Genomic DNA, 19303 nt, shown 5'->3' with positions numbered 1-19303 from the left:
CGGAGACTCAGGCATGGCCGGCAAACCACTCGCAGGAATGGCGACCACGTATAACCAAGCGCTTAACTAACGAATATAGGAATGAAGGTTAGAGAACGGTGTTTGATATTGTGCCCAATGAAGCACGAAAAAGAAGCGTCCGAATTAGCAAAACAATAGAAATATATCTTACAAATTCATAATGCTAGAACCGGAAAATATGGAAAATTACGAGCTTTCTTCTTTATCAAGTACCGGTACAGCATATATCGATAGGCAGTAGAAGCGGCGCCTGGCCGACCTCAAGAAAATACCACTGCATCAACGTGCTGTTTTTGTGATCTGGTTCTCGGACCGGCAGCGCGGAGCCTGTCAACACAGATGACACTTGAAATGATTCTGACTCTTTAACACCCTGCCGCCAGGGGCGCCGCATTCCTCTCGGGATTCAGGTGCACTACCTCTGGCAGGCCGAGGTTTCCGATGTCCCAGGACCAACACTCCGGATAAAGCTGCTTTGTCGCCTCAAGACTTCCCGGCGCTGCGCCAGGATACCTTTGGCCTCGCAGCTATGACGCTGACTCGTCGCGCCGTCGGCGATACCTCTCGGCCGACATCACTCTGGAAAGAGCTCTTCGTCACTTCATGTGGATTTGGGCTGCCGGCACCGATCGCGTCACGCTTCTAGCGCCTATCTAGAAAAACTGTGTTCATTACCATCAATGACTTGAACATTGATCTATCGAGCTAGGGGGAGCCATACCCCGGTAGACGGAATATCGCGTTGTCCTCGACCGCACCTCCTGGATCTGCGGCGACACTTGAGCCTACGCTTCCCTCAGCACTACACAACAGGAAGGGAACAAGCCCGACCTCGTGAGGCCGGGCAAAGCTGGATGCAGCAAAACGGGGTCAGTCGACGTTGTTGTGCCAGCAGATAGAGCATCTACAACCAAAGAAAGCCGACAGATTTCGCATGATGAGAGGACTCAGCCACCCCGACGGCGTAACTGACGAAGCTCGCCGTTCAGCGCCTTGATGATGGTGTAGCACATCACAATCATCACCACCGAGAAGGGGATCGCGGTAGCCGTGACTCCGGCCTGGAGCGCCGAGAGTCCGCCGCCGATCAGCAGTACGATGGCAATCAGGCCTTCCACCGTGGCCCAGAACATGCGCTGAGGGCGCGGTGCATCGATCTTGCCACCGGCGGTGATGGTATCGATCACCAGCGAGCCGGAATCCGACGAGGTGACGAAGAAGATCAGCGCCAGGATAATGCCCAGGGTCGACATCAGGCCCGACAGCGGCAGCTCGTTGAGCATGGCGAACAGCGACAGCTCGGGGCTGTAGCTGTCGATCACGTATTCCTTGACCAGGCTACCGGCCGGATTGGCATATAGCTGGTCGAGGGCGGTGGCGCCGAACACGCCCATCCAGATGAAGATGAACAGACTCGGGATCACCAGCACACAGATCACGAACTCACGCACCGTGCGCCCCCGGGAGACGCGGGCGATAAACATGCCGACGAAAGGCGCCCAGCTGATCCACCAGGCCCAGTAGAAGATGGTCCAGGATTGGCGATAGGCGTCGTCCTCGCGGCCGAAGGGGGCCGACAGCGGGATGAACTTCGTCACGTAGGTCTCAAGGCCGGCCCAGAAGCCGGCGAGCGCTGCCAGGGTCGGGCCGGCGAACAGCACGAAGAAGAAGAACAGCACGGCCATTCCCATGTTGATCTCGGAAAGCCGCTTCACGCCACCTTCCAGACCGCGCCACACCGAAACCAGCGCCACTGCGGTGACGGCTGCGATCACGACCACCTGAGTGGTGATGCTGACGTCCAGGCCGAAGACGAAGTTCATGCCGGCGTTGGCCTGCTGAGCGCCGAGGCCGAGCGAGGTGGCCAGGCCAAACAGGGTCGAGAATACCGCCAGGATGTCGATGACGTGGCCCCACCAGCCCCAGACGCGGTCACCCAGCAGCGGGAAGAACGCCGAACGGATGGAGAAGGGCAGGCCCTTGTTGTAGGTAAAGATGGACAGCGCCAGCGCCATCACCACGTAGACGGCCCAGCCGTGGATGCCCCAGTGCAGATAGGTGCCGGCCAGCCCCATGGCGGTGGCGTCGGCGATGGCCTCAGCGTTCAGTTCCCCGTCGCTGCCGAAGGGCGAGGGCGTGCCTAGCGGCGAGGAGACGTTGGCGTGATAGACCGGTTCCAGCACGCCGAAGAACAGCAGGCCGATGCCAATGCCGGCCGCGAACAGCATCGCAAACCAGGACAGGTAGCCATACTCCGGCGTGGCGTCGGGGCCGCCCAGGCGGACCTTGCCGTATGGCAGCACGACCAGTGCCAGACAGAACAGGATGAAGCCGTCCACCACGATCATGAAGTAGCTGTCGAGGGTGCCGGTGGAGAAGCTGACAATGGACTGAAATAGATTACCGGCTCGCTCGGGGAACAGCAGCGTCAGCACGATGAAGACAATCGAGGCCAGCGCCGAGATGGCGAAGACCCGGTTATGTATATCGAAGCCGATAGGCCCCAGGCTGCCCTCGAAGTTGTCCTGCCCGACGGTATAGTCCGTCTGCATGTCGTCCGAAACCGGGGTTGGAGCCTGCTCGCTTTGAGTACTCATGAATGATGCTCCTGTGGATGGAAACACACTGGCCGAGTGAGTCTCGCACACGTCAGCTGTTGCGTGTGACAGGACAAGCGATGAGAGCTGAGGCTCCCTTACCAGTAGCGGAAAGATTGAGCTCTCGGCGTCAATATGTGCACCGGAAACAGCAGCCCTCCCCTGAAACCCTCTACCCCGTGCAGGTCAGCACAACAGGGGGGACCGCAAATAACGCGTGGAAATATCAACGAAAGCGACGCCGCTTTCCGTTCAACGCCTTGATCACTGTATAGCACATCAGAATCATCACCACCGAGAACGCAACGAGATATCGTCAAATCCGGTGCCGGGCTATTTGGCGGCAGTCCTGTCTGATTGATCGGTGACTTGCTCTCCATCCCTGAACTGAAGTGGACCCCATTCCCAAGCAAAAAGAGCGCGGGACACCGGGGTGTCACCGCACTCTCTTTAGCCTCCAAGAACAAGAACGGACTGCATCAACACCTTCTCTGGAGTTGATGGGAAGATTTCCCTTCCGTCACGCCGAGTCTGCGACCGCTGCCATACTATCGCCCGACGGTATGTCTACTCCACCGTCACCGACTTGGCCAGATTGCGCGGCTGATCGACATCGGTCCCCTTGAGCACCGCCACGTGGTACGACAATAGCTGCAGCGGCAGGGTGTAGAGGATCGGCGCCAGTGCCTCGTGGACGTGGGGCAGGTGCAGCACCTGGATGCCCTCGCTGGCGTTCAGGCCGACATTCTCGTCGGCGAACACGTACAACTCGCCGCCTCGAGCCTTGACCTCCTGCAGGTTGGACTTGAGCTTGTCGAGCAATTCGTCGTTGGGCGCCACCGAGATCACCGGCATCTCGCTGTCCACCAGCGCCAGAGGGCCGTGCTTGAGCTCGCCCGCCGGGTAGGCCTCGGCGTGAATGTAGGAAATTTCCTTGAGCTTCAAGGCGCCTTCCTGGGCGATGGGGAAGTGGGCGCCACGTCCCAGGAACAGCGCATGGTGCTTCTCGGCGAAGGCCATGGATAGCCGCTCGATGGCCTCGTCCAGGCCCAGCACCTGGCTGCACAGCGCCGGCAGGGTCCGCAGAGCGGCGACGATCTCGGCCTGCTCGTCCTCGTCCATGCCCCGCACCCGGCCAAGCGCCAGGGCGAACAGCATCAGCGCGGTCAACTGGGTGGTGAAGGCCTTGGTGGAGGCCACACCGATCTCGGGGCCGGCCTGGGTCATCAGGCTCAGGTCGGCCTCGCGCACCAGCGAGCTGCCCGGTACGTTGCAGATACCCAGGCTGCCCAGGTAGTTGTCCTGCTCCATGGCAAACCGCAGCGCGGCCAGGGTGTCGGCGGTCTCGCCGGACTGGGACAGGGTCACGAACAGGGTGCCCTGGGGCACCACCACCTGGCGGTAGCGATACTCGGAGGCGACCTCCACCTGCACCGGGATGCCGGTGTAGCGCTCGAGCCAGTAGCGCGCCACCATGCCGGCGTGATAGCTGGTGCCGCAGGCCACGATATGGATCTGGCGGACCTGCTGGAACAGTCCCTCGGCATCGGGGCCGAAGCTTTCCACCAGCACCGAGCGGTCGCCCAGGCGGCCTTCCAGCGCCGCGGCGATCACCGCCGGCTGTTCGTGGATCTCCTTGAGCATGAAGTGGCGGTACTCGCCCTTGCTGGCGGCGCCGTCACCATGCTCGAAGGTCTGGACCTCACGCTCGACGGCGGTCCCCTCGGCATCGAAGATCTCGATGCGACCATTGGCGGACAGGCGCACCACGTCGCCTTCACGCAGATAGATGAAGCGATCGGTCACCGGCAGCAGCGCCAGCGGGTCAGACGCCAGGAAGGCCTCACCGATGCCGACGCCGACCACCAGCGGGCTGCCCTTGCGCGCGCCGACCACCACATCGGGCTCGTCCACCGCCATGACCCCCAGGGCGTAGGCGCCATCGAGGCCGGCGACGACCCGCTGGAAGGCGCTGAGCAGATCACCGTCGAGGCGAGACTCACGCTCCAGCAGGTGGGCGATCACCTCGGTATCGGTCTCGGACTCGAACACATAGCCCTGATCGGTGAGTTCCCGACGCAGCTGCTCGTGATTCTCGATGATGCCGTTATGCACCACCGCCAGGCGATCACGCGACTGGTGGGGATGGGCGTTGGGCTCGCTGGGGCGACCGTGGGTCGCCCAGCGGGTGTGAGCAATACCGCTGAGCCCCGGCAGCGCCGAATCCTCCAGTCGCGCCTCGAGCGCGGCCACCTTGCCCACCGCGCGCTGGCGCACCAGTTCTCCCTCGGGGCTGCGCACCGCCATGCCGGCACTGTCATAGCCGCGGTACTCGAGGCGCTTGAGGCCTTCGAGCAGAATGTTCTGTACGTTGCGCTGGGCCACCGCGGCGACGATGCCACACATAGGGGTCACTCCTTGAGAGATTCGTTATTGGCTACCGCTGACCAGCAATCGAGAGGGGGCCGCAACGGCAGAATCGGGCGGAAGCGTCCGTCAATCCTCGTCCTTGGTCGGCCGCGGCCAGTTGGCCTTGGCGATCTGGCGGGACCTCGTCACCGCCAGGCTATGATCGGCGACGTCGCGGCTGATGGTGGAGCCGGCACCGACGGTGGCGCCCTCGCCGACACTGACCGGGGCTACCAGCGCCGAATTGGACCCGATGAAGGCGGCGTCACCGATCTCGGTGCGGTGCTTGTTGGCACCGTCATAGTTGCAGGTGATGGTGCCGGCGCCGATATTGACCTCGCGTCCCAGGCGGGCGTCACCCACGTAGCTCAGGTGGTTGATCTTGCTGCCCTCGCCCACTTCGGCGTTCTTGGTTTCGACAAAGTTACCGACCTTGGCCTTGACCGCCAGGCGCGAGCCAGGACGCAGCCGGGCGAAGGGACCGATCTGGTTCAGCCCGGCCAATACTGCACCGTCGACGATGCTGTGGGCCTCGATGACGCTTTCGGCGCCAACATGGCTGTTGCGTACCACCGAGTAGGGGCCGATGCGCACACCTTCTCCGAGCTCCACCTCGCCTTCGAACACACAACCCACGTCGATGAAGACGTCGTGCCCGCAAGTCAGCTTGCCACGCACGTCGAGACGGTCTGGGTCGGCCAGGGCCACGCCCTTTTCCATCAGCGCCTCGGCGATGTCACGCTGGTATGCTCGCTCGAGACGCGCCATCTGGGCGCGATTGTTGACGCCTTCGACCTCCATCGGCCGTGCCGGCTGGGCAGTGGCCACCTCAATGCCCTCGGCGGCGGCCATGGCGATCACATCGGTCAGGTAGTACTCGCCCTGGGCGTTGTCCGACGACAGCTCAGGCAACCAGCGCTTCAGCTGGGCGCTGGTCATGGCCATGATGCCGGTGTTGCACTCGGTGATCGCAAGCTCGCTTTCAGAGGCATCCTTCTGCTCGACGATGGCCACCACCTTGCCTTGGTCGTCACGCACGATGCGGCCGTATCCCGCCGGGTCGTCCAGGGTCACGGTCAGAAGCCCCATATGGCGCTCGTCCACCTGCTCCAGCAAGGCCGCCAGCGTTTGCCGACGGATCAGCGGCACGTCACCGTAGAGCACCAGCACCTTGCCATCGCCAAGCTGGCCCAGCGCCTGGGCGACGGCGTGACCGGTACCCTTCTGCTCGGCCTGATGGGCAAAGCGAACCTCGCTGTCGGCCAGGGCATCGCGAACCCGCTCGCCACCGTGCCCGATGACCACGTGGGTGCGATCCGCATCGAGACCCCGGGCAGTATCGACCACATGACGGACCATCGGCTTGCCCGCCAGGGTATGCAGCACCTTGGGCAGGCTCGAGCGCATGCGGGTGCCCTGTCCGGCGGCGAGAATCACCACATCGAGGCTCATCGTGACTCCTTGTCTAAAACAAAAGATCGAAGCAAATATCGCAACAGTAGCGAACCGACCAACGGTTTCAGTGATCCGTCGTGAGAGGCCAGCGCTACTATTCTAGCGGGGTGTCGACATCCGTCACCACCGTCAGCCCCAGGGTATCGACCATCTCCTGCCCAAAGCGCGTCACAAAGGCGGGGCTGACCCGACTTTCCCAGCCCTCACCCTGACGCACCAGCATCACCACCGGCAACTCCTGGTCGATGGCGGCCTGCATGCCTTCCTCTTCGCCCATCACGCTCAGCGCGGTGGCCCAGGCGTCGGCCCAGGCATTGGACGGATGCACCACCGTCACCGAGGCCAGCCGATGGGTGATGGGGCGCCCTGTGCGGGGGTCGATGGTATGGGAGTAGCGCTTGCCATCGGCCTCGAAGTAGTGACGGTAGTCACCGGAAGTCGCCACCGAGACGTCATCGAGGCCGACCACGTGCTGAGCCTTGGGCGCACCGTTCTCGGGCACCTCGATACCGATGCGCCAAAGCCCCTTGCCACCGTCACGGCGCCCCTTGACCTTGACCTCTCCGCCAAGGTTGACCAGGTAGTTGGCGATACCCTGGCGATCCAGATAGGCCGCCACCTCGTCGGTGGCGAAACCCTTGGCCACCCCTGACAGATCGATGTAGACGTCACGCAGGCGACGGGCCTGGGCCTCGGCGGTGTCGATCTCGAGCGCGTCCATGCCGACCTGAGACAAGCGCTGCTCGAGTACCTCTTCCTCGGGGATTTCCCGGGGCCGGGCCTCGGGGCCAAAACTCCACAGATTGACCAGGCTACCGACGGTGACGTCGAAGGCGCCGTGACTTTGCTGGTTGACCGACTGGCTGATGGCCAGCACCTCCATGAATTCGTCGGAGATCGGCTGCCATTGCCCCAGCGGTGACTGATTGAAGGCGGACAGCTCCGAATCCTCGCGCCAGGTCGACATGGAGGCGTCGACCGCGTGCATCTCGTCGAGTACGCCCTGCTCGATCTCCTCGACCTGCTCGCGTGTCAGCGGATCGGCCAGGGTGATCTGGTAGAAGGTGCCGAAGATGTCGCCTTCCAGGGTGATCGGCGAACGGGTAGTGGTCTCTTCGCTGCAACCGGACACCAGCAGTGCCATCAGGAGGGGCGCCAGCCAGGTTGTCAGCCATCCACGCCGAGCGGTCTTGAATCCAGTCATGAGGGGTCTCTTCAGATATATCAGCCAAACAGCCAGATCAGGGCGATACCAAGCAGCAGGCGATAGACGACGAAGGGCTGCATGCCGATGCGCTTGATGAACGACAGGAAGAAATGGATGCACAGGTAGGCGCTGACGCCGGACAGCAGCGTGCCGAGCGCCATGTCACCCCAGTGCACATCGACACCCGTCTGAATCAGCTCGCAGGCCTCGAGCCCTCCCGCCAGCACGATCACCGGAATCGACAGCAGAAACGAGAAGCGGGCCGCCGCTTCACGCCCCATGCCCAGCATCAGTGCCACGGTGATGGTGATGCCGGAGCGCGAAGTGCCGGGGATCAGCGCCAGCGCCTGGCCGATGCCGATCCACAGGGCATCGCTCCAGCGCAGCTGATACTCGCTGCGCGAGCCCCTGAAGCGCCAGTCGGCCAGCCCCAGCAGCAGGCCGAAGAAGATCAGACCGAACGCCAGCACCATGGGCGAGCGGGCATACTGCTCGATGACGTCCTTGAACAGCAGTCCGGCCAGCCCCACCGGAACGGTGGCGAGGATCACCCACCAGGCCAGCCGAGCGTCCTGATCGGTGCCGCGACCGGCGACGCTGGCACACCAGCTCGTCAGCATGCGCAGGATCTCGTCGCGGAAATAGATGACCACCGCGCCAAGGCTACCCAGATGCAGCGCCACGTCGAAGGCCAGTCCCTGGTCCGGCCAGTCGCTGAACACGGGGACCAGTATCAGGTGGGCGGAGCTCGATACCGGAAGAAATTCGGTGATTCCCTGAATCAGGGAGAGAACGACAATCTGTAGCCAATCCATGGAGTGACCCGTAAGCGAGGGGTAACAGGCAAAACGCCCGCAAGAGCATACACTCCACGGGCGTTCTTGTCCGCTGTCAGGGGGCCCCTGGCCGCCCCCGCTGCGGTCGATCAAGTTCCCATCAGTACCAGCGTGGCGATGGAAAAGTAGATGACCACCCCGGAGGCGTCGATCAGGGTGGTGACCAGCGGTGCCGAGGCGGTGGCCGGATCCCAGCCCAGCCGATCGAGCACGAACGGCAGGCACATGCCGAGCAGGCTGCCGAACAAGACGATGCAGATCATGCTGATGGCCACCACCAAGGCCACCGCCTCACCACCTCTAATGACCCCGATGGGGGCCACCGCCAGGGCCATGGTCAGTCCCAGCGAGCCTGCCACCAGCAGTTCTCGGCCGAGCAGCTTGCTCCAGTCCTTGATGCCGACGTCACCGGTGGCCATGCCTCGCACCATCAGGGTGGCGGCCTGGGCGCCGGCATTGCCACCGCTGCCGATCAACAGCGGCAGAAAGAACACCAGGGTCACCTGGGCGGCGATGGTGTCCTCGAAGTGGGCGATGCCGGCTCCCGAGAAGAGGTTGCCGAACACCAGCAATACCAGCCAGATCACTCGCTTGCGATACAGGCTCCACAGCGGCACCCGGGACACGCCACCTTCCAGCTGACCGATCGACATGCCCTTGTGGATGTCCTCGGTGGCCTCGGACTCGACCACGTCCATGGCGTCGTCGTGGGTGACGATGCCGACCAGTCGCTCGTCGGTGTCCGTCACCGGCAACGCCAGCAGGTCGTAGCGTGCCACCACCCGGGCGACCTCTTCCTGCTCGGCGTCCACACCGATGCTGATGACGTCGTGGATCATCAGCTCGTCGATGATCGCCTGGGGCCGTGCCACCATCAGCTGTCTCAGTGACATGGTGCCGGCCAGGCGGCCGTGCTCGTCCACCACGTACAGCTGGTAGACGGTCTCGGCGTCGGGAGCGGTCTGGCGCACCCGCATCATCGCCCGGGACACGGTGAGCCCCATCGGGATCGCCACATAGTCGGCGGTCATCAGGGCGCCGGCGGTGCCCTCTTCGTAGCTCGCCAGGCGCTTGAGCGCCTCGCGCTCGCGCCGCGCCATGCGCCGTAACAGCGCCTCCTTGCGATCATCTCCCAGCACCTTGAACAGGTCGGCACGTTCATCCGAGCCCATCTTGTCGAGGATTCGCGACAGCCAGGCGTCCTCGATGCGAGACGCCATGGCATCCTGGGCCTCGAATGGCAGGTGACCGAACACGCTGGCCTGGCGCCCCACCGGCAGGCAGGCCAACAGCGCCACGGCGCTGTCCAGGCGGTCCTCATCCTCGATCAGTCGCTCGAGGATCTCGGCCAGATCCGCCGAGCGAATCTCGGGCAGGCGGGCTTCCAGCGTCTTGCTGTCGCGGGGATCGAGGGCACGCAGCAGCACCTGCTTGTGCGCACCCAGGCTGGGGGTCAGATTCATGGACGTCTCCTCATGGCCGGCGTCCTTGCCGCAAATCGCTGAGGCGCAGTGTCCCCAAGAGACGACCTATCGGGGCTGCTCGAAAAGGCGACATGATGCCATGTCTGGATGAACATTAGACACAAGGCAAGCATTGAAGAAGCGTCAGTCGCGGTTCGCTGCCGTCATCACCAACGAAAACGCCCCCCGAATGTCAGCCATTCGGGGGGCGTGGGGCATCGGCGCCAGGGAACTTAGCCCTTGCCGGCCTTCCTGCGCAGCTGCTGGATGGTACGCAGCTGGGCCAGGGCCTCGGAGAGTTCCGCCGCGGCGCGGGTGTAATCCAGCTCCGCCGACTTGTCCTCCATGGCCTTGATGGCCTGCTTGCGGGCCTCTTCGGCGGCCGCTTCATCCAGATCGGATGCGCGAACCGCCGTGTCGGCCAGCACGATCACCTTCTCGGGCTGCACTTCGATAAAGCCGCCGGAGACGTAGAAGTGCTCCTCGCTGCCTTCGTTGAGCACCCGCACAGGGCCCGGAGCCAGCTCGGTCAGCAGCGGCGTGTGGCCGGCCAGGATGCCAAGATCCCCCAGGATGCCAGCCGCCACCACCTGCTCGGCACTACCGGAGTAGACCGAGGCTTCGGCACTGACGATCTCGCATTGGATGGTTTTCGTCATGATGACGTCTCCCGGTTAGAGGGATTACTTCATCTGGTTGGCTTTCTCGACGGCCTCGTCGATGGTGCCGACCATGTAGAAGGCCTGCTCGGGCAGCTCGTCGTACTCGCCGTCCAGGATGCCCTGGAAACCACGGATGGTCTCCTTCAGCGACACGTACTTGCCGGGAGAGCCGGTGAACACCTCGGCAACGAAGAACGGCTGTGACAGGAAGCGCTGGATCTTACGCGCACGTGCCACGATCTGCTTGTCTTCGTCGGACAGCTCGTCCATACCCAGGATGGCGATGATGTCCTTGAGCTCCTTGTAGCGCTGGAGCACGCCCTGAACACCGCGCGCGACGTTGTAGTGCTCGTCGCCCACCACCAGCGGATCAAGCTGGCGAGAGGTGGAGTCCAGCGGGTCGATGGCCGGATAGATACCCAGCTCGGCGATGGAACGCGCCAGCACCACGGTGGCGTCCAGGTGCGAGAAGGTGGTCGCCGGAGACGGGTCGGTCAAGTCATCCGCGGGCACGTAGACGGCCTGCACGGAGGTGATCGAGCCGGTCTTGGTGGAGGTGATACGCTCCTGCAGAACGCCCATCTCCTCGGCCAGGGTCGGCTGGTAACCCACCGCGGACGGCATACGGCCCAGCAGTGCGGACACCTCGGTACCGGCCAGGGTGTAACGGTAGATGTTGTCGACGAACAACAGTACGTCACGACCTTCGTCACGGAACTTCTCGGCGATGGTCAGACCGGTCAGGGCCACACGCAGGCGGTTCCCGGGCGGCTCGTTCATCTGGCCGTAGACCAGTGCCACCTTGTCGAGAACGTTGGACTCCTGCATCTCGTGGTAGAAGTCGTTACCTTCACGAGTACGCTCACCGACACCGGCGAACACGGAGTAACCGCTGTGCTCGGTGGCGATGTTACGGATCAGTTCCATCATGTTGACGGTCTTGCCGACACCGGCACCGCCGAACAGACCGACCTTGCCGCCCTTGGCAAACGGGCACACCAGGTCGATGACCTTGATGCCGGTCTCGAGCAGCTCGTTGGTGGCCGCCTGGTCGGCGTAGCCCGGAGCCTCGCGGTGGATCGGCATGCGCTCCTGCTCGCCGATCTCACCGGCCTCATCGATCGGCTCGCCGAGCACGTTCATGATGCGGCCCAGGGTTTCCTGGCCGACCGGGACGGAGATGGCCGCGCCGGTGTTATCGGTGTTCATGCCGCGCTTGAGCCCTTCGGTCGAGCCCATGGCGATGCAGCGCACCACGCCGTCGCCCAGCTGCTGCTGGACTTCGAGGATGGTCTCCTTTTCGGTGACCTTCAGCGCGTCGTAGACCTTGGGAACATCGTCCCGCGGAAACTCTACGTCAATCACCGCGCCGATGATTTGTACGATACGTCCGCTCATCTTGGTTCCTCTCTAATACCTGCAAATGAAACCTGCATGCCTTAAACAGCGGCGGCACCGCCAACGATCTCGGAGATTTCCTGGGTAATGGCCGCCTGACGGGCCTTGTTGTACACCAGCTCCAGATCGTCGATCAGATTGCCCGCGTTGTCGGTCGCGCTCTTCATGGCAACCATGCGTGCCGCCTGCTCGCACGCTGTGTTCTCGACCACCGCCTGATACACCTGCGCTTCAACGTAGCGCACGAGCAGGCTGTCGAGCAGCGCCTTGGCATCCGGCTCATACAGGTAGTCCCAGCTGCTGGGACGCTTGTTCTCGTCGTCTTCCTCGACCTTTGCGGTGTCCTCGGTCAGCGGTAGCAGCTGACGGACGACCGGCTTCTGGGTCATGGTATTGACGAATTCGTTGTGCACCACGTAAAGACGATCCAGCTTGCCTTCATCGTAGGCATCCAGCATCACCTTCACGCTGCCGATCAGATCATCAAGACTCGGCGTTTCCCCCAGGCCACTCTTGGCGGCGACCAGGCTTCCCCCATACTTGCGGAAGAAGCTGCTGGCCTTGCTGCCGAGGGCACAGAAGTCGAGCTCGGCGCCCTTCTCGTGCCACGCCTGAGCGTCCTTGACCGTCGCCTTGAACAGGTTGACGTTCAAGCCGCCACAGAGACCACGATCGCTGGAGACGACGATGTAACCGACGCGCTTGGCCTCACGCTCTTCCATCCACGGATGCTTGTATTCCGGGTTGGCCTGGGCGAGATGACCCACCACGTGACGGATCTGTTCGGCGTAAGGCTTGCTCGCCGACATCCGTTCCTGGGTCTTGCGCATCTTCGACGCCGCCACCATCTGCATCGCATTGGTGATCTTCTGCGTGTTCTTGATGCTCGCAATCTGCGTGCGAATCTCTTTTCCGACTGCCATGGCGATCTACCCTTGTTCGGTGACCCTCAGAATCCTGTTCGACCACCTGGCCCGCCTTGCGGCGGGCCAGTGGACGTTTACCAGCTCTGAGAGGACTTGAACTTCTCGAGACCCTGCTTCAGGCCGTCCTTGATCTCGTCGTTGTAGTCGCCAGACTCGTTGATCTTGTCGAGCAACTCGCCGTGCTCGGACTTCATGTACTCGTGGAGCGCATGTTCGAAGTCCAGCACCTTGTTGACGTCGACGTCGTCCAGGAAGCCTTCGTTGGCGGCAAACAGGGAGATCGCCATCTCGGCAACCGACATCGGCGAGTACTGCTTCTGCTTCATCAGCTCGGTGACGCGCTGACCGTGCTCGAGCTGCTTGCGGGTGGCTTCGTCCAGGTCGGAGGCGAACTGGGAGAAGGCCGCGAGCTCGCGGTACTGGGCCAGAGCCAGACGCACGCTGCCGCCGAGCTTCTTGATGATCTTGGTCTGTGCCGAGCCACCCACACGAGACACCGACAGACCGGCGTTGATGGCCGGGCGGATGCCTGAGTTGAACAGGTCGGTCTCGAGGAAGATCTGACCGTCGGTGATCGAGATCACGTTGGTCGGAACGAAGGCAGACACGTCGCCGGCCTGGGTCTCGATGATCGGCAGTGCGGTCAGCGAGCCGGTCTTGCCCTTCACTTCACCGTTGGTGAACTTCTCGACGTAGTCGGCGTTGACACGCGCGGCACGCTCGAGCAGACGGGAGTGGAGGTAGAAGACGTCGCCAGGGAAGGCTTCACGGCCCGGCGGACGACGCAGCAGCAGCGACACCTGGCGGTAGGCCACGGCCTGCTTGGACAGATCGTCATAGACGATCAGCGCGTCTTCACCGCGGTCGCGGAAGTACTCGCCCATGGTGCAGCCGGAGTAGGCGGCGAGGAACTGCATCGGGGCCGGATCGGCGGCGCCGGCGGCGACCACGATGGTGTGCTCCATGGCGCCGTGCTCTTCGAGCTTGCGCACCACGTTGGCGATGGTCGACTGCTTCTGACCGATGGCCACGTAGACACAGGTGACGCCGGTGCCCTTCTGGTTGATGATCGCGTCGATGGCGATCGCCGACTTACCGATCTGACGGTCGCCGATGATCAGCTCACGCTGACCGCGGCCGATCGGCACCATGGCATCGATGGACTTGAAACCGGTCTGGATCGGCTCGTCGACGGACTGACGAGTGATGACGCCAGGTGCGACCTTCTCGACCGCGTCGGTTTCCTTGGTGCCCAGGTCGCCCTTGCCGTCGATGGGGTTACCGAGGGCGTCGACCACACGGCCGCGCAGTTCGGGACCCACCGGCACCTCGAGGATGCGACCGGTACACTGGGCAGTCATGCCCTCTTCCAGCTGCAGGTAATCACCCAGAACCACGGCACCGACGTTGTCGCGCTCGAGGTTCAGGGTCATCCCGAAGATGCCGCCGGGGAATTCGATCATCTCACCGAACATTGCGTCGGCGAGGCCGTGAATCTGCACGATACCGTCAGATACGCTGACGATCGTGCCCTGATTACGGGCTTCGGATGCGACGTCAAGCTTCTCGATACGCTGCTTGATGATGTCGCTGATCTCGGAAGGATTCAGTTGCTGCATGCCATGTCCCTCAGACTCAGGCGGAAAGGGCTTCCTGGAGGCGGTTCAATCGACCACGTACCGAACCGTCGATGACGGTGTCGCCGGCACGCAGGATCACGCCGCCCAGGAGCGTCTTGTCCACCTGAGTGGTAATGGAGATTTCGCGGTTCAGACGCTTGGCCAGTGCACTCGCGAGCGATTGTTCCTGGGCTTCGGCCAGCGGGAAGGCAGAAACAATTTCCACCTCTACCCGCTTTTCCTGCTGGGCCTTGAGCACCTCGAACTGCTCGGCGATGGCGCCGAGCGCCGCCAGGCGACCCTTCTGGCCGACCAGGCGAACGAAGTTCTTGAGGTCGTCATTGACGGCGTCACCACAGACGTCGACGACAACATCAGCCTTCTGTGCGCTGGACAGCTTGGGATTGCCGAGCACCCGGGCGCGCATGTCGTCGTCGCCGACGACCTGCGCGACCCTGGCCAGCATGCCGGACCATTCGTCGAGCGCGTCCTTGGCCACGGCGTGCTCAAAGGCAGCCTTGGCGTACGGGCGAGCGATAGTTGACGTTTCCGCCATGGGGCACCTCCTCAGAGCTCTTTGGCGAGTTTGTCGACGATGGCAGCGTGCTGCTTCTCATCGATGGAGGACTCCAGGATTCGCTCAGCGCCCAGGACCGCCAGACGGGACACCTGTGCGCGCAGGTCTTCCTTCGCGCGTGCCACTTCCTGCTCGATCTCGGACTTGGCCTTGGCAATCATGCGCTCGCCTTCAAGGCGGGCGTCTTCGCGTGCCTGCTCGAGCTTCTGGTTGGCCTGTTTCTGGGCCTGTTCCAGGATCTCGGCCGCCTCTTGCTTGCTCTTGCGCAGGGTCTCGTCGGCCTCTTTCTCGGCCACCTCGAGATCACGCGCCGCACGGCTGGCAGCATCCAGACCATCGGCGATCTTCTTCTGGCGTTCCTGCAGAGCTTGCATGACCGGCGGCCATATAAACTTCATGCAGAACCAGACGAAGAACGCAAAGGCGATAGCCTGGCCGACTAGGGTAAGGTTCAGGTTCACGCCAGCACCTCTCGCGTTACGGGTTTGGGGTTAACGGATCGACGGCTCGGGACGAGCGGTCGGACATTAACCGACAAACGGGTTAGCGAAGGTGAAGAACAGCGCGATACCAACACCGATCATGGTCACGGCGTCCAGCAGGCCGGCGACGATGAACATCTTGACCTGCAGCATCGGAACCATTTCCGGCTGACGTGCAGCGCCTTCCAGGAACTTGCCGCCGAGGATACCGAAGCCGATGGCGGTGCCGAGTGCACCCAGGCCGATCAGCAGGGACACGGCGATGGCGGTCATACCCAGAACTTGTGCTTCCATGGTGGTCTCTCCAGTTTTTAGTTGAAACTAAGGTTTATCAGTGGGTTAGGGTTAAGGGTTTAGGGTTGAAGCGAAACCGTCAGTGCTTCTCCACCGCCATGCTCATGTAGACGATGGTCAGCATCATGAAGATGAAGGCCTGCAGGGTGATGACCAGGATATGGAACACCGCCCAGGTGAAGTGCAGCGGCAGCTGCCACAGGCCGATCATCGCGATCAGGATGAAGATCAGCTCACCGGCGTAGAGGTTGCCGAACAGTCGCAGGGCCAGGGAGATCGGCTTGGCGATCAGGGTCACGGTCTCGAGCAGGAAGTTGACCGGGATGAACAGCGCCTGGACCAGCTTGTTGGGTGAGTTGAACGGGTGCAGGGTCAGCTCACCGATGAAGCCGGAGAAGCCCTTGGCACGAATGGTGTAGAAGATGATCAGGCCGAACACGGACAGCGCCATGCCGAGGGTGGCATTGACGTCGGTGGTCGGCACCACCTTGAAGTAGACGTGGGCCGGGTCCGCGCCGAACAGGGCGCCGATCTTGGCCGCCAGCAGCGGCAGGAAGTCCACCGGCACCAGGTCCATCAGGTTCATCAGGAAGACCCAGCAGAAGATGGTCAGCGCCAGCGGCGCGATCAGCTTGCTCTTGCCGTGGAAGGTGTCCTTGACCGAGTTGTCGACGAACTCGACCATCAGCTCGACAAAGTTCTGCAGCGCACCAGGCACGCCGGTGGTAGCGGTGTTGGCCGCCTTCTTGAACAGCCACAGGAAGATCAGACCGAGACCGACGGACCAGCCGAGGGTATCGAGGTGAACGGCCCAGAAGCCCATATCGGAAGCTTCCTGGGCGGAATGGGCGATCGACCAGCCATTGTCCGGGTGCAGCCCGAAGGTCAGGTTCTGCAGGTGGTGCTGGATATATTCCGTCGGAGTCGGATTCGTGCCTGCCATGTCTGCCTCGTTGTCAGGTGTGCGACGGTCGTTTCACCAGCCAGGGCCCCAGCCAATGAACGAACAGCGTCACCACATAAGCGCCAAAGAAAAAAGTCGGGTTTGAGGGAGGCACTGCGATGAACACCAGGGTGAACAGCGCCGCCGTCAAACCGAACTTGCCGGCTTCCGCACGATAGAAATTGTTGACGATGGCCTTGGAGTAGCGCGCGCCCTGCGCCCGGAACACACACCAGGCAAAGAACACATTGGGCAAAAAGGCCACCAGCCCGCCCAGGGCCGCCGAGGAAGCGCCGGAGATACCGTCGATGCCAGCCGCCGCAACGCTGGTCAGCGCCAGCACAGCGAGCTGTGCCATCAGCAGGCGCTGCACCTGGGGTCGTTGGATCCTGGCCGCCAAGTGTTTCTCCCGACGCGCCTCTTGGCGCGAACTCGTCATCCATCGTGATCGCCGGCGACAGACCACCGGCAGACTCCGGCGCGATTATAGGGAAGCCCCCTAACGGCTTCAACCAAAGACGTGACGATTTGTCGTCACTTCGCGCTGGCTTACGACCAAATGCGGAGAAAAGGCCGCTAAAGTGATTAGCGACCTAAGTGGTTTACTGCGCTGATACGCGCAACCCGGTCGCTGTCTCTGGTCGTCGCCACTCAGCGGATGTGGCCCAGGATGCCGTCGAGCTCGTCGAGGCTCGAGTACTGGATGGTGACCTTGCCCTTGCCGGCCTTGCCGTGGCTGATCTTGACCGGGGCGCCGAGCAGATCTGCCAGACGGGTCTCCAGCCGGGCCACGTCCTGATTCGGCGCAGTCTTGGCGGCCTTTGGCTTGCCATTGGCCAGTTGCTTGACCAGCGCCTCGGTGGCGCGCACGGTCAGGTCCTTGTTGACCACCTCATGGGCCGCCTTGCGCTGCTTGGCCGCCGGCAGGGTCAACAGGGCGCGGGCATGGCCCATGTCCAGGTCACCGCGTTCGAGCAGCGTCTGCACCTCGGGGTCCAGCGCCAGCAGGCGCAGCAGGTTGGTCACCTGGGTACGCGAACGGCCCACGGCGTCGGCGACCTGCTGCTGGGTCAGTTCGAATTCGTCGAGCAGACGCTTGAGCGCCAGCGCTTCCTCCACCGGGTTGAGGTTCTCGCGCTGGATGTTCTCGATCAGTGCCAGCGCCAGGGCCACCTCGTCGGTCACCTCGCGGATCACCGCCGGGATGACGTCCAGTTCGGCCAGCTGGGAGGCCCGCCAGCGGCGTTCACCGGCGATGATTTCATAGCGGTCGGGACCGATCGGACGCACCACGATGGGCTGCATCACGCCCTGGGCGCGGATCGAGTCGGCCAGCTCCTCCAGCGCTTCGGGCTGGATATCGCGCCTTGGCTGGTAGCGTCCACGGCTGAGCTGGCCCAGCGGCAGGCGCTCCAGACGTTCCTCCGGCGCGGGAGGCGGCACCACCGTGGCGTCTTCGTCGCCGTCGGTCGTCAGCTCGGCATCCACCTCGGGCAGATCGAGGCTCTCGCGGCGGCGGGCACCGGCCCCGATCAGCGCATCCAGTCCTCGTCCCAGGGCGCGTTTGCGCGTCATCGATTCATCCTCATCACAGCACGCTCAAAAATTCGACACTGCTGGCCCTTGCCACCCTGGCCGGGGCTACAGCGACAGCCGACGAATCAGTTCCTTGGCCAGCACCCGGTGGGCCTGGCTGCCCCGCGAGAAGCGTGCGTACTTGGTGACCGGCAGGCCGTGACTCGGCGCCTCGGCAACCCGCACGTTGCGTGGAATGGTGGTCTTGAGCAGGGCATCGCCGAAGTAGTCCCGCAGCTGCTTGCTGACGTCCCGGGTCAGGCTGTTGCGGGCGTCGAACATGGTGCGCAGGATCCCGAAGATCTCGAGGCCCGGGTTCACGCTGTCCTTGATCTGCTCGACGGTGTCGAGCAGCGCCGACAGGCCTTCCAGGGCATAGAACTCGCACTGCAGCGGTATCAGTACCCCATCGGCGGCGGTCAGCGCATTGACGGTGAGCATGTTCAGCGACGGTGGGCAGTCGATCATCACCACGTCGTACTCGCCGGCGACTTCGTCCAGCGCCTTGGCCAGCGCCCGCTCGCGGCCTTCACCACGATCGAGCAGCTCGACCTCGGCGGCGGTCAGGTCGCCATTGCCGGGCAGCAGGGCGTAGCCCGCCTCGGGGCAGTCGAGGATGACCTCCACCGGGCGCTTGTCGCCCAGGATGACGTCGAGCACGCTGCCCTCGAGGCTGTGCTTGTCGACACCACTGCCCATGGTGGCGTGGCCCTGGGGATCGAGATCGACCAGCAGTACGCGGCGATCCAGCGACGCCAGACTGGCGGCCAGGTTGACGGCAGAGGTGGTCTTGCCGACCCCACCCTTCTGGTTGGTCAAGGCGATGATTTTGGTCACGA

At 63.0% G+C, this 19303-nt stretch carries 17 protein-coding genes; all 17 read right to left on the bottom strand.

Annotated elements, in window-relative coordinates; all coding sequences use genetic code 11:
* Positions 1 to 968: 968 nt before the first annotated feature.
* Positions 969 to 2618, bottom strand: coding sequence for a BCCT family transporter (locus EBB56_RS12795; RefSeq protein WP_108131965.1), 1650 nt, complete (start codon positions 2616 to 2618; stop codon positions 969 to 971).
* Positions 2619 to 3185: 567 nt separating this feature from the next.
* Positions 3186 to 5024 (bottom strand): glutamine--fructose-6-phosphate transaminase (isomerizing), encoded by a 1839-nt coding sequence (gene glmS / locus EBB56_RS12790; RefSeq protein ID WP_045992701.1) that lies wholly within the window; start codon positions 5022 to 5024, stop codon positions 3186 to 3188.
* Positions 5025 to 5114: 90 nt separating this feature from the next.
* Positions 5115 to 6479 (bottom strand): bifunctional UDP-N-acetylglucosamine diphosphorylase/glucosamine-1-phosphate N-acetyltransferase GlmU, encoded by a 1365-nt coding sequence (gene glmU / locus EBB56_RS12785; protein ID WP_108131963.1) that lies wholly within the window; start codon positions 6477 to 6479, stop codon positions 5115 to 5117.
* A 97-nt stretch (positions 6480 to 6576) separates the two neighbouring features.
* On the bottom strand, positions 6577 to 7686 hold the full coding sequence (locus tag EBB56_RS12780) for an FAD:protein FMN transferase (RefSeq protein ID WP_124804537.1): 1110 nt from the start codon (positions 7684 to 7686) through the stop codon (positions 6577 to 6579).
* Positions 7687 to 7706: 20 nt separating this feature from the next.
* The gene (locus tag EBB56_RS12775; protein ID WP_124804536.1) at positions 7707 to 8504 is read right to left on the bottom strand and encodes an undecaprenyl-diphosphate phosphatase; all 798 of its coding nucleotides are present in this window, start codon (positions 8502 to 8504) and stop codon (positions 7707 to 7709) included.
* Positions 8505 to 8614: 110 nt separating this feature from the next.
* A complete protein-coding gene (gene mgtE, locus EBB56_RS12770; RefSeq protein ID WP_124804535.1) occupies positions 8615 to 9988 on the bottom strand; it encodes a magnesium transporter in 1374 nt (457 codons plus the stop codon).
* Between the two features lie 233 nt (positions 9989 to 10221).
* Positions 10222 to 10647, bottom strand: coding sequence for a F0F1 ATP synthase subunit epsilon (locus EBB56_RS12765; protein WP_045992706.1), 426 nt, complete (start codon positions 10645 to 10647; stop codon positions 10222 to 10224).
* A 24-nt stretch (positions 10648 to 10671) separates the two neighbouring features.
* The gene (gene atpD / locus EBB56_RS12760) at positions 10672 to 12048 is read right to left on the bottom strand and encodes a F0F1 ATP synthase subunit beta (RefSeq protein WP_045992707.1); all 1377 of its coding nucleotides are present in this window, start codon (positions 12046 to 12048) and stop codon (positions 10672 to 10674) included.
* A gap of 41 nt (positions 12049 to 12089) precedes the next feature.
* Positions 12090 to 12971 (bottom strand): F0F1 ATP synthase subunit gamma, encoded by an 882-nt coding sequence (gene atpG, locus EBB56_RS12755; protein WP_045992708.1) that lies wholly within the window; start codon positions 12969 to 12971, stop codon positions 12090 to 12092.
* Positions 12972 to 13048: 77 nt separating this feature from the next.
* Entirely contained in the window at positions 13049 to 14593 is a 1545-nt protein-coding gene (gene atpA, locus EBB56_RS12750; protein WP_045992709.1) for a F0F1 ATP synthase subunit alpha, read from the bottom strand.
* A gap of 16 nt (positions 14594 to 14609) precedes the next feature.
* Complete coding sequence (locus EBB56_RS12745; RefSeq protein WP_045992710.1) at positions 14610 to 15149, bottom strand: F0F1 ATP synthase subunit delta; 540 nt, start codon at positions 15147 to 15149, stop codon at positions 14610 to 14612.
* An 11-nt stretch (positions 15150 to 15160) separates the two neighbouring features.
* Positions 15161 to 15631, bottom strand: a complete 471-nt coding sequence (locus tag EBB56_RS12740; protein ID WP_045992711.1) for a F0F1 ATP synthase subunit B — start codon at positions 15629 to 15631, stop codon at positions 15161 to 15163.
* Positions 15632 to 15697: 66 nt separating this feature from the next.
* A complete protein-coding gene (atpE, locus tag EBB56_RS12735) occupies positions 15698 to 15946 on the bottom strand; it encodes a F0F1 ATP synthase subunit C (protein WP_045992712.1) in 249 nt (82 codons plus the stop codon).
* 79 nt (positions 15947 to 16025) lie between these two features.
* On the bottom strand, positions 16026 to 16889 hold the full coding sequence (atpB, locus tag EBB56_RS12730; RefSeq protein WP_045992713.1) for a F0F1 ATP synthase subunit A: 864 nt from the start codon (positions 16887 to 16889) through the stop codon (positions 16026 to 16028).
* A gap of 13 nt (positions 16890 to 16902) precedes the next feature.
* Complete coding sequence (locus tag EBB56_RS12725; protein ID WP_231498561.1) at positions 16903 to 17262, bottom strand: ATP synthase subunit I; 360 nt, start codon at positions 17260 to 17262, stop codon at positions 16903 to 16905.
* Positions 17263 to 17540: 278 nt separating this feature from the next.
* Positions 17541 to 18464, bottom strand: a complete 924-nt coding sequence (locus tag EBB56_RS12720; RefSeq protein ID WP_045992715.1) for a ParB/RepB/Spo0J family partition protein — start codon at positions 18462 to 18464, stop codon at positions 17541 to 17543.
* 66 nt (positions 18465 to 18530) lie between these two features.
* Positions 18531 to 19301, bottom strand: a complete 771-nt coding sequence (locus tag EBB56_RS12715; RefSeq protein ID WP_045992716.1) for a ParA family protein — start codon at positions 19299 to 19301, stop codon at positions 18531 to 18533.
* Between the last annotated feature and the right edge of the window lie 2 nt (positions 19302 to 19303).

Source organism: Halomonas sp. YLB-10, assembly GCF_003856855.1.
Taxonomy (GTDB): Bacteria; Pseudomonadota; Gammaproteobacteria; order Pseudomonadales; family Halomonadaceae; genus Halomonas; species Halomonas litopenaei.
The sequence above is the reverse complement of the archived record's forward strand: the minus strand, read 5'-3'. Positions and strand labels throughout refer to the sequence as shown.

Bases quoted from the DNA above. Each gene is read 5' to 3' on its own strand.
- EBB56_RS12795 (WP_108131965.1), bottom strand. From the start codon at position 2,618: ATGAGTACTCAAAGCGAGCAGGCTCCAACCCCGGTTTCGGACGACATG.
- EBB56_RS12780 (WP_124804537.1), bottom strand. From the start codon at position 7,686: ATGACTGGATTCAAGACCGCTCGGCGTGGATGGCTGACAACCTGGCTG.
- atpB (WP_045992713.1), bottom strand. From the start codon at position 16,889: ATGGCAGGCACGAATCCGACTCCGACGGAATATATCCAGCACCACCTG.
- EBB56_RS12720 (WP_045992715.1), bottom strand. From the start codon at position 18,464: ATGACGCGCAAACGCGCCCTGGGACGAGGACTGGATGCGCTGATCGGG.
- glmU (WP_108131963.1), bottom strand. From the start codon at position 6,479: ATGAGCCTCGATGTGGTGATTCTCGCCGCCGGACAGGGCACCCGCATG.
- glmS (WP_045992701.1), bottom strand. From the start codon at position 5,024: ATGTGTGGCATCGTCGCCGCGGTGGCCCAGCGCAACGTACAGAACATT.
- atpG (WP_045992708.1), bottom strand. From the start codon at position 12,971: ATGGCAGTCGGAAAAGAGATTCGCACGCAGATTGCGAGCATCAAGAAC.
- mgtE (WP_124804535.1), bottom strand. From the start codon at position 9,988: ATGAATCTGACCCCCAGCCTGGGTGCGCACAAGCAGGTGCTGCTGCGT.
- EBB56_RS12765 (WP_045992706.1), bottom strand. From the start codon at position 10,647: ATGACGAAAACCATCCAATGCGAGATCGTCAGTGCCGAAGCCTCGGTC.
- atpD (WP_045992707.1), bottom strand. From the start codon at position 12,048: ATGAGCGGACGTATCGTACAAATCATCGGCGCGGTGATTGACGTAGAG.
- EBB56_RS12745 (WP_045992710.1), bottom strand. From the start codon at position 15,149: ATGGCGGAAACGTCAACTATCGCTCGCCCGTACGCCAAGGCTGCCTTT.
- EBB56_RS12775 (WP_124804536.1), bottom strand. From the start codon at position 8,504: ATGGATTGGCTACAGATTGTCGTTCTCTCCCTGATTCAGGGAATCACC.
- atpA (WP_045992709.1), bottom strand. From the start codon at position 14,593: ATGCAGCAACTGAATCCTTCCGAGATCAGCGACATCATCAAGCAGCGT.
- atpE (WP_045992712.1), bottom strand. From the start codon at position 15,946: ATGGAAGCACAAGTTCTGGGTATGACCGCCATCGCCGTGTCCCTGCTG.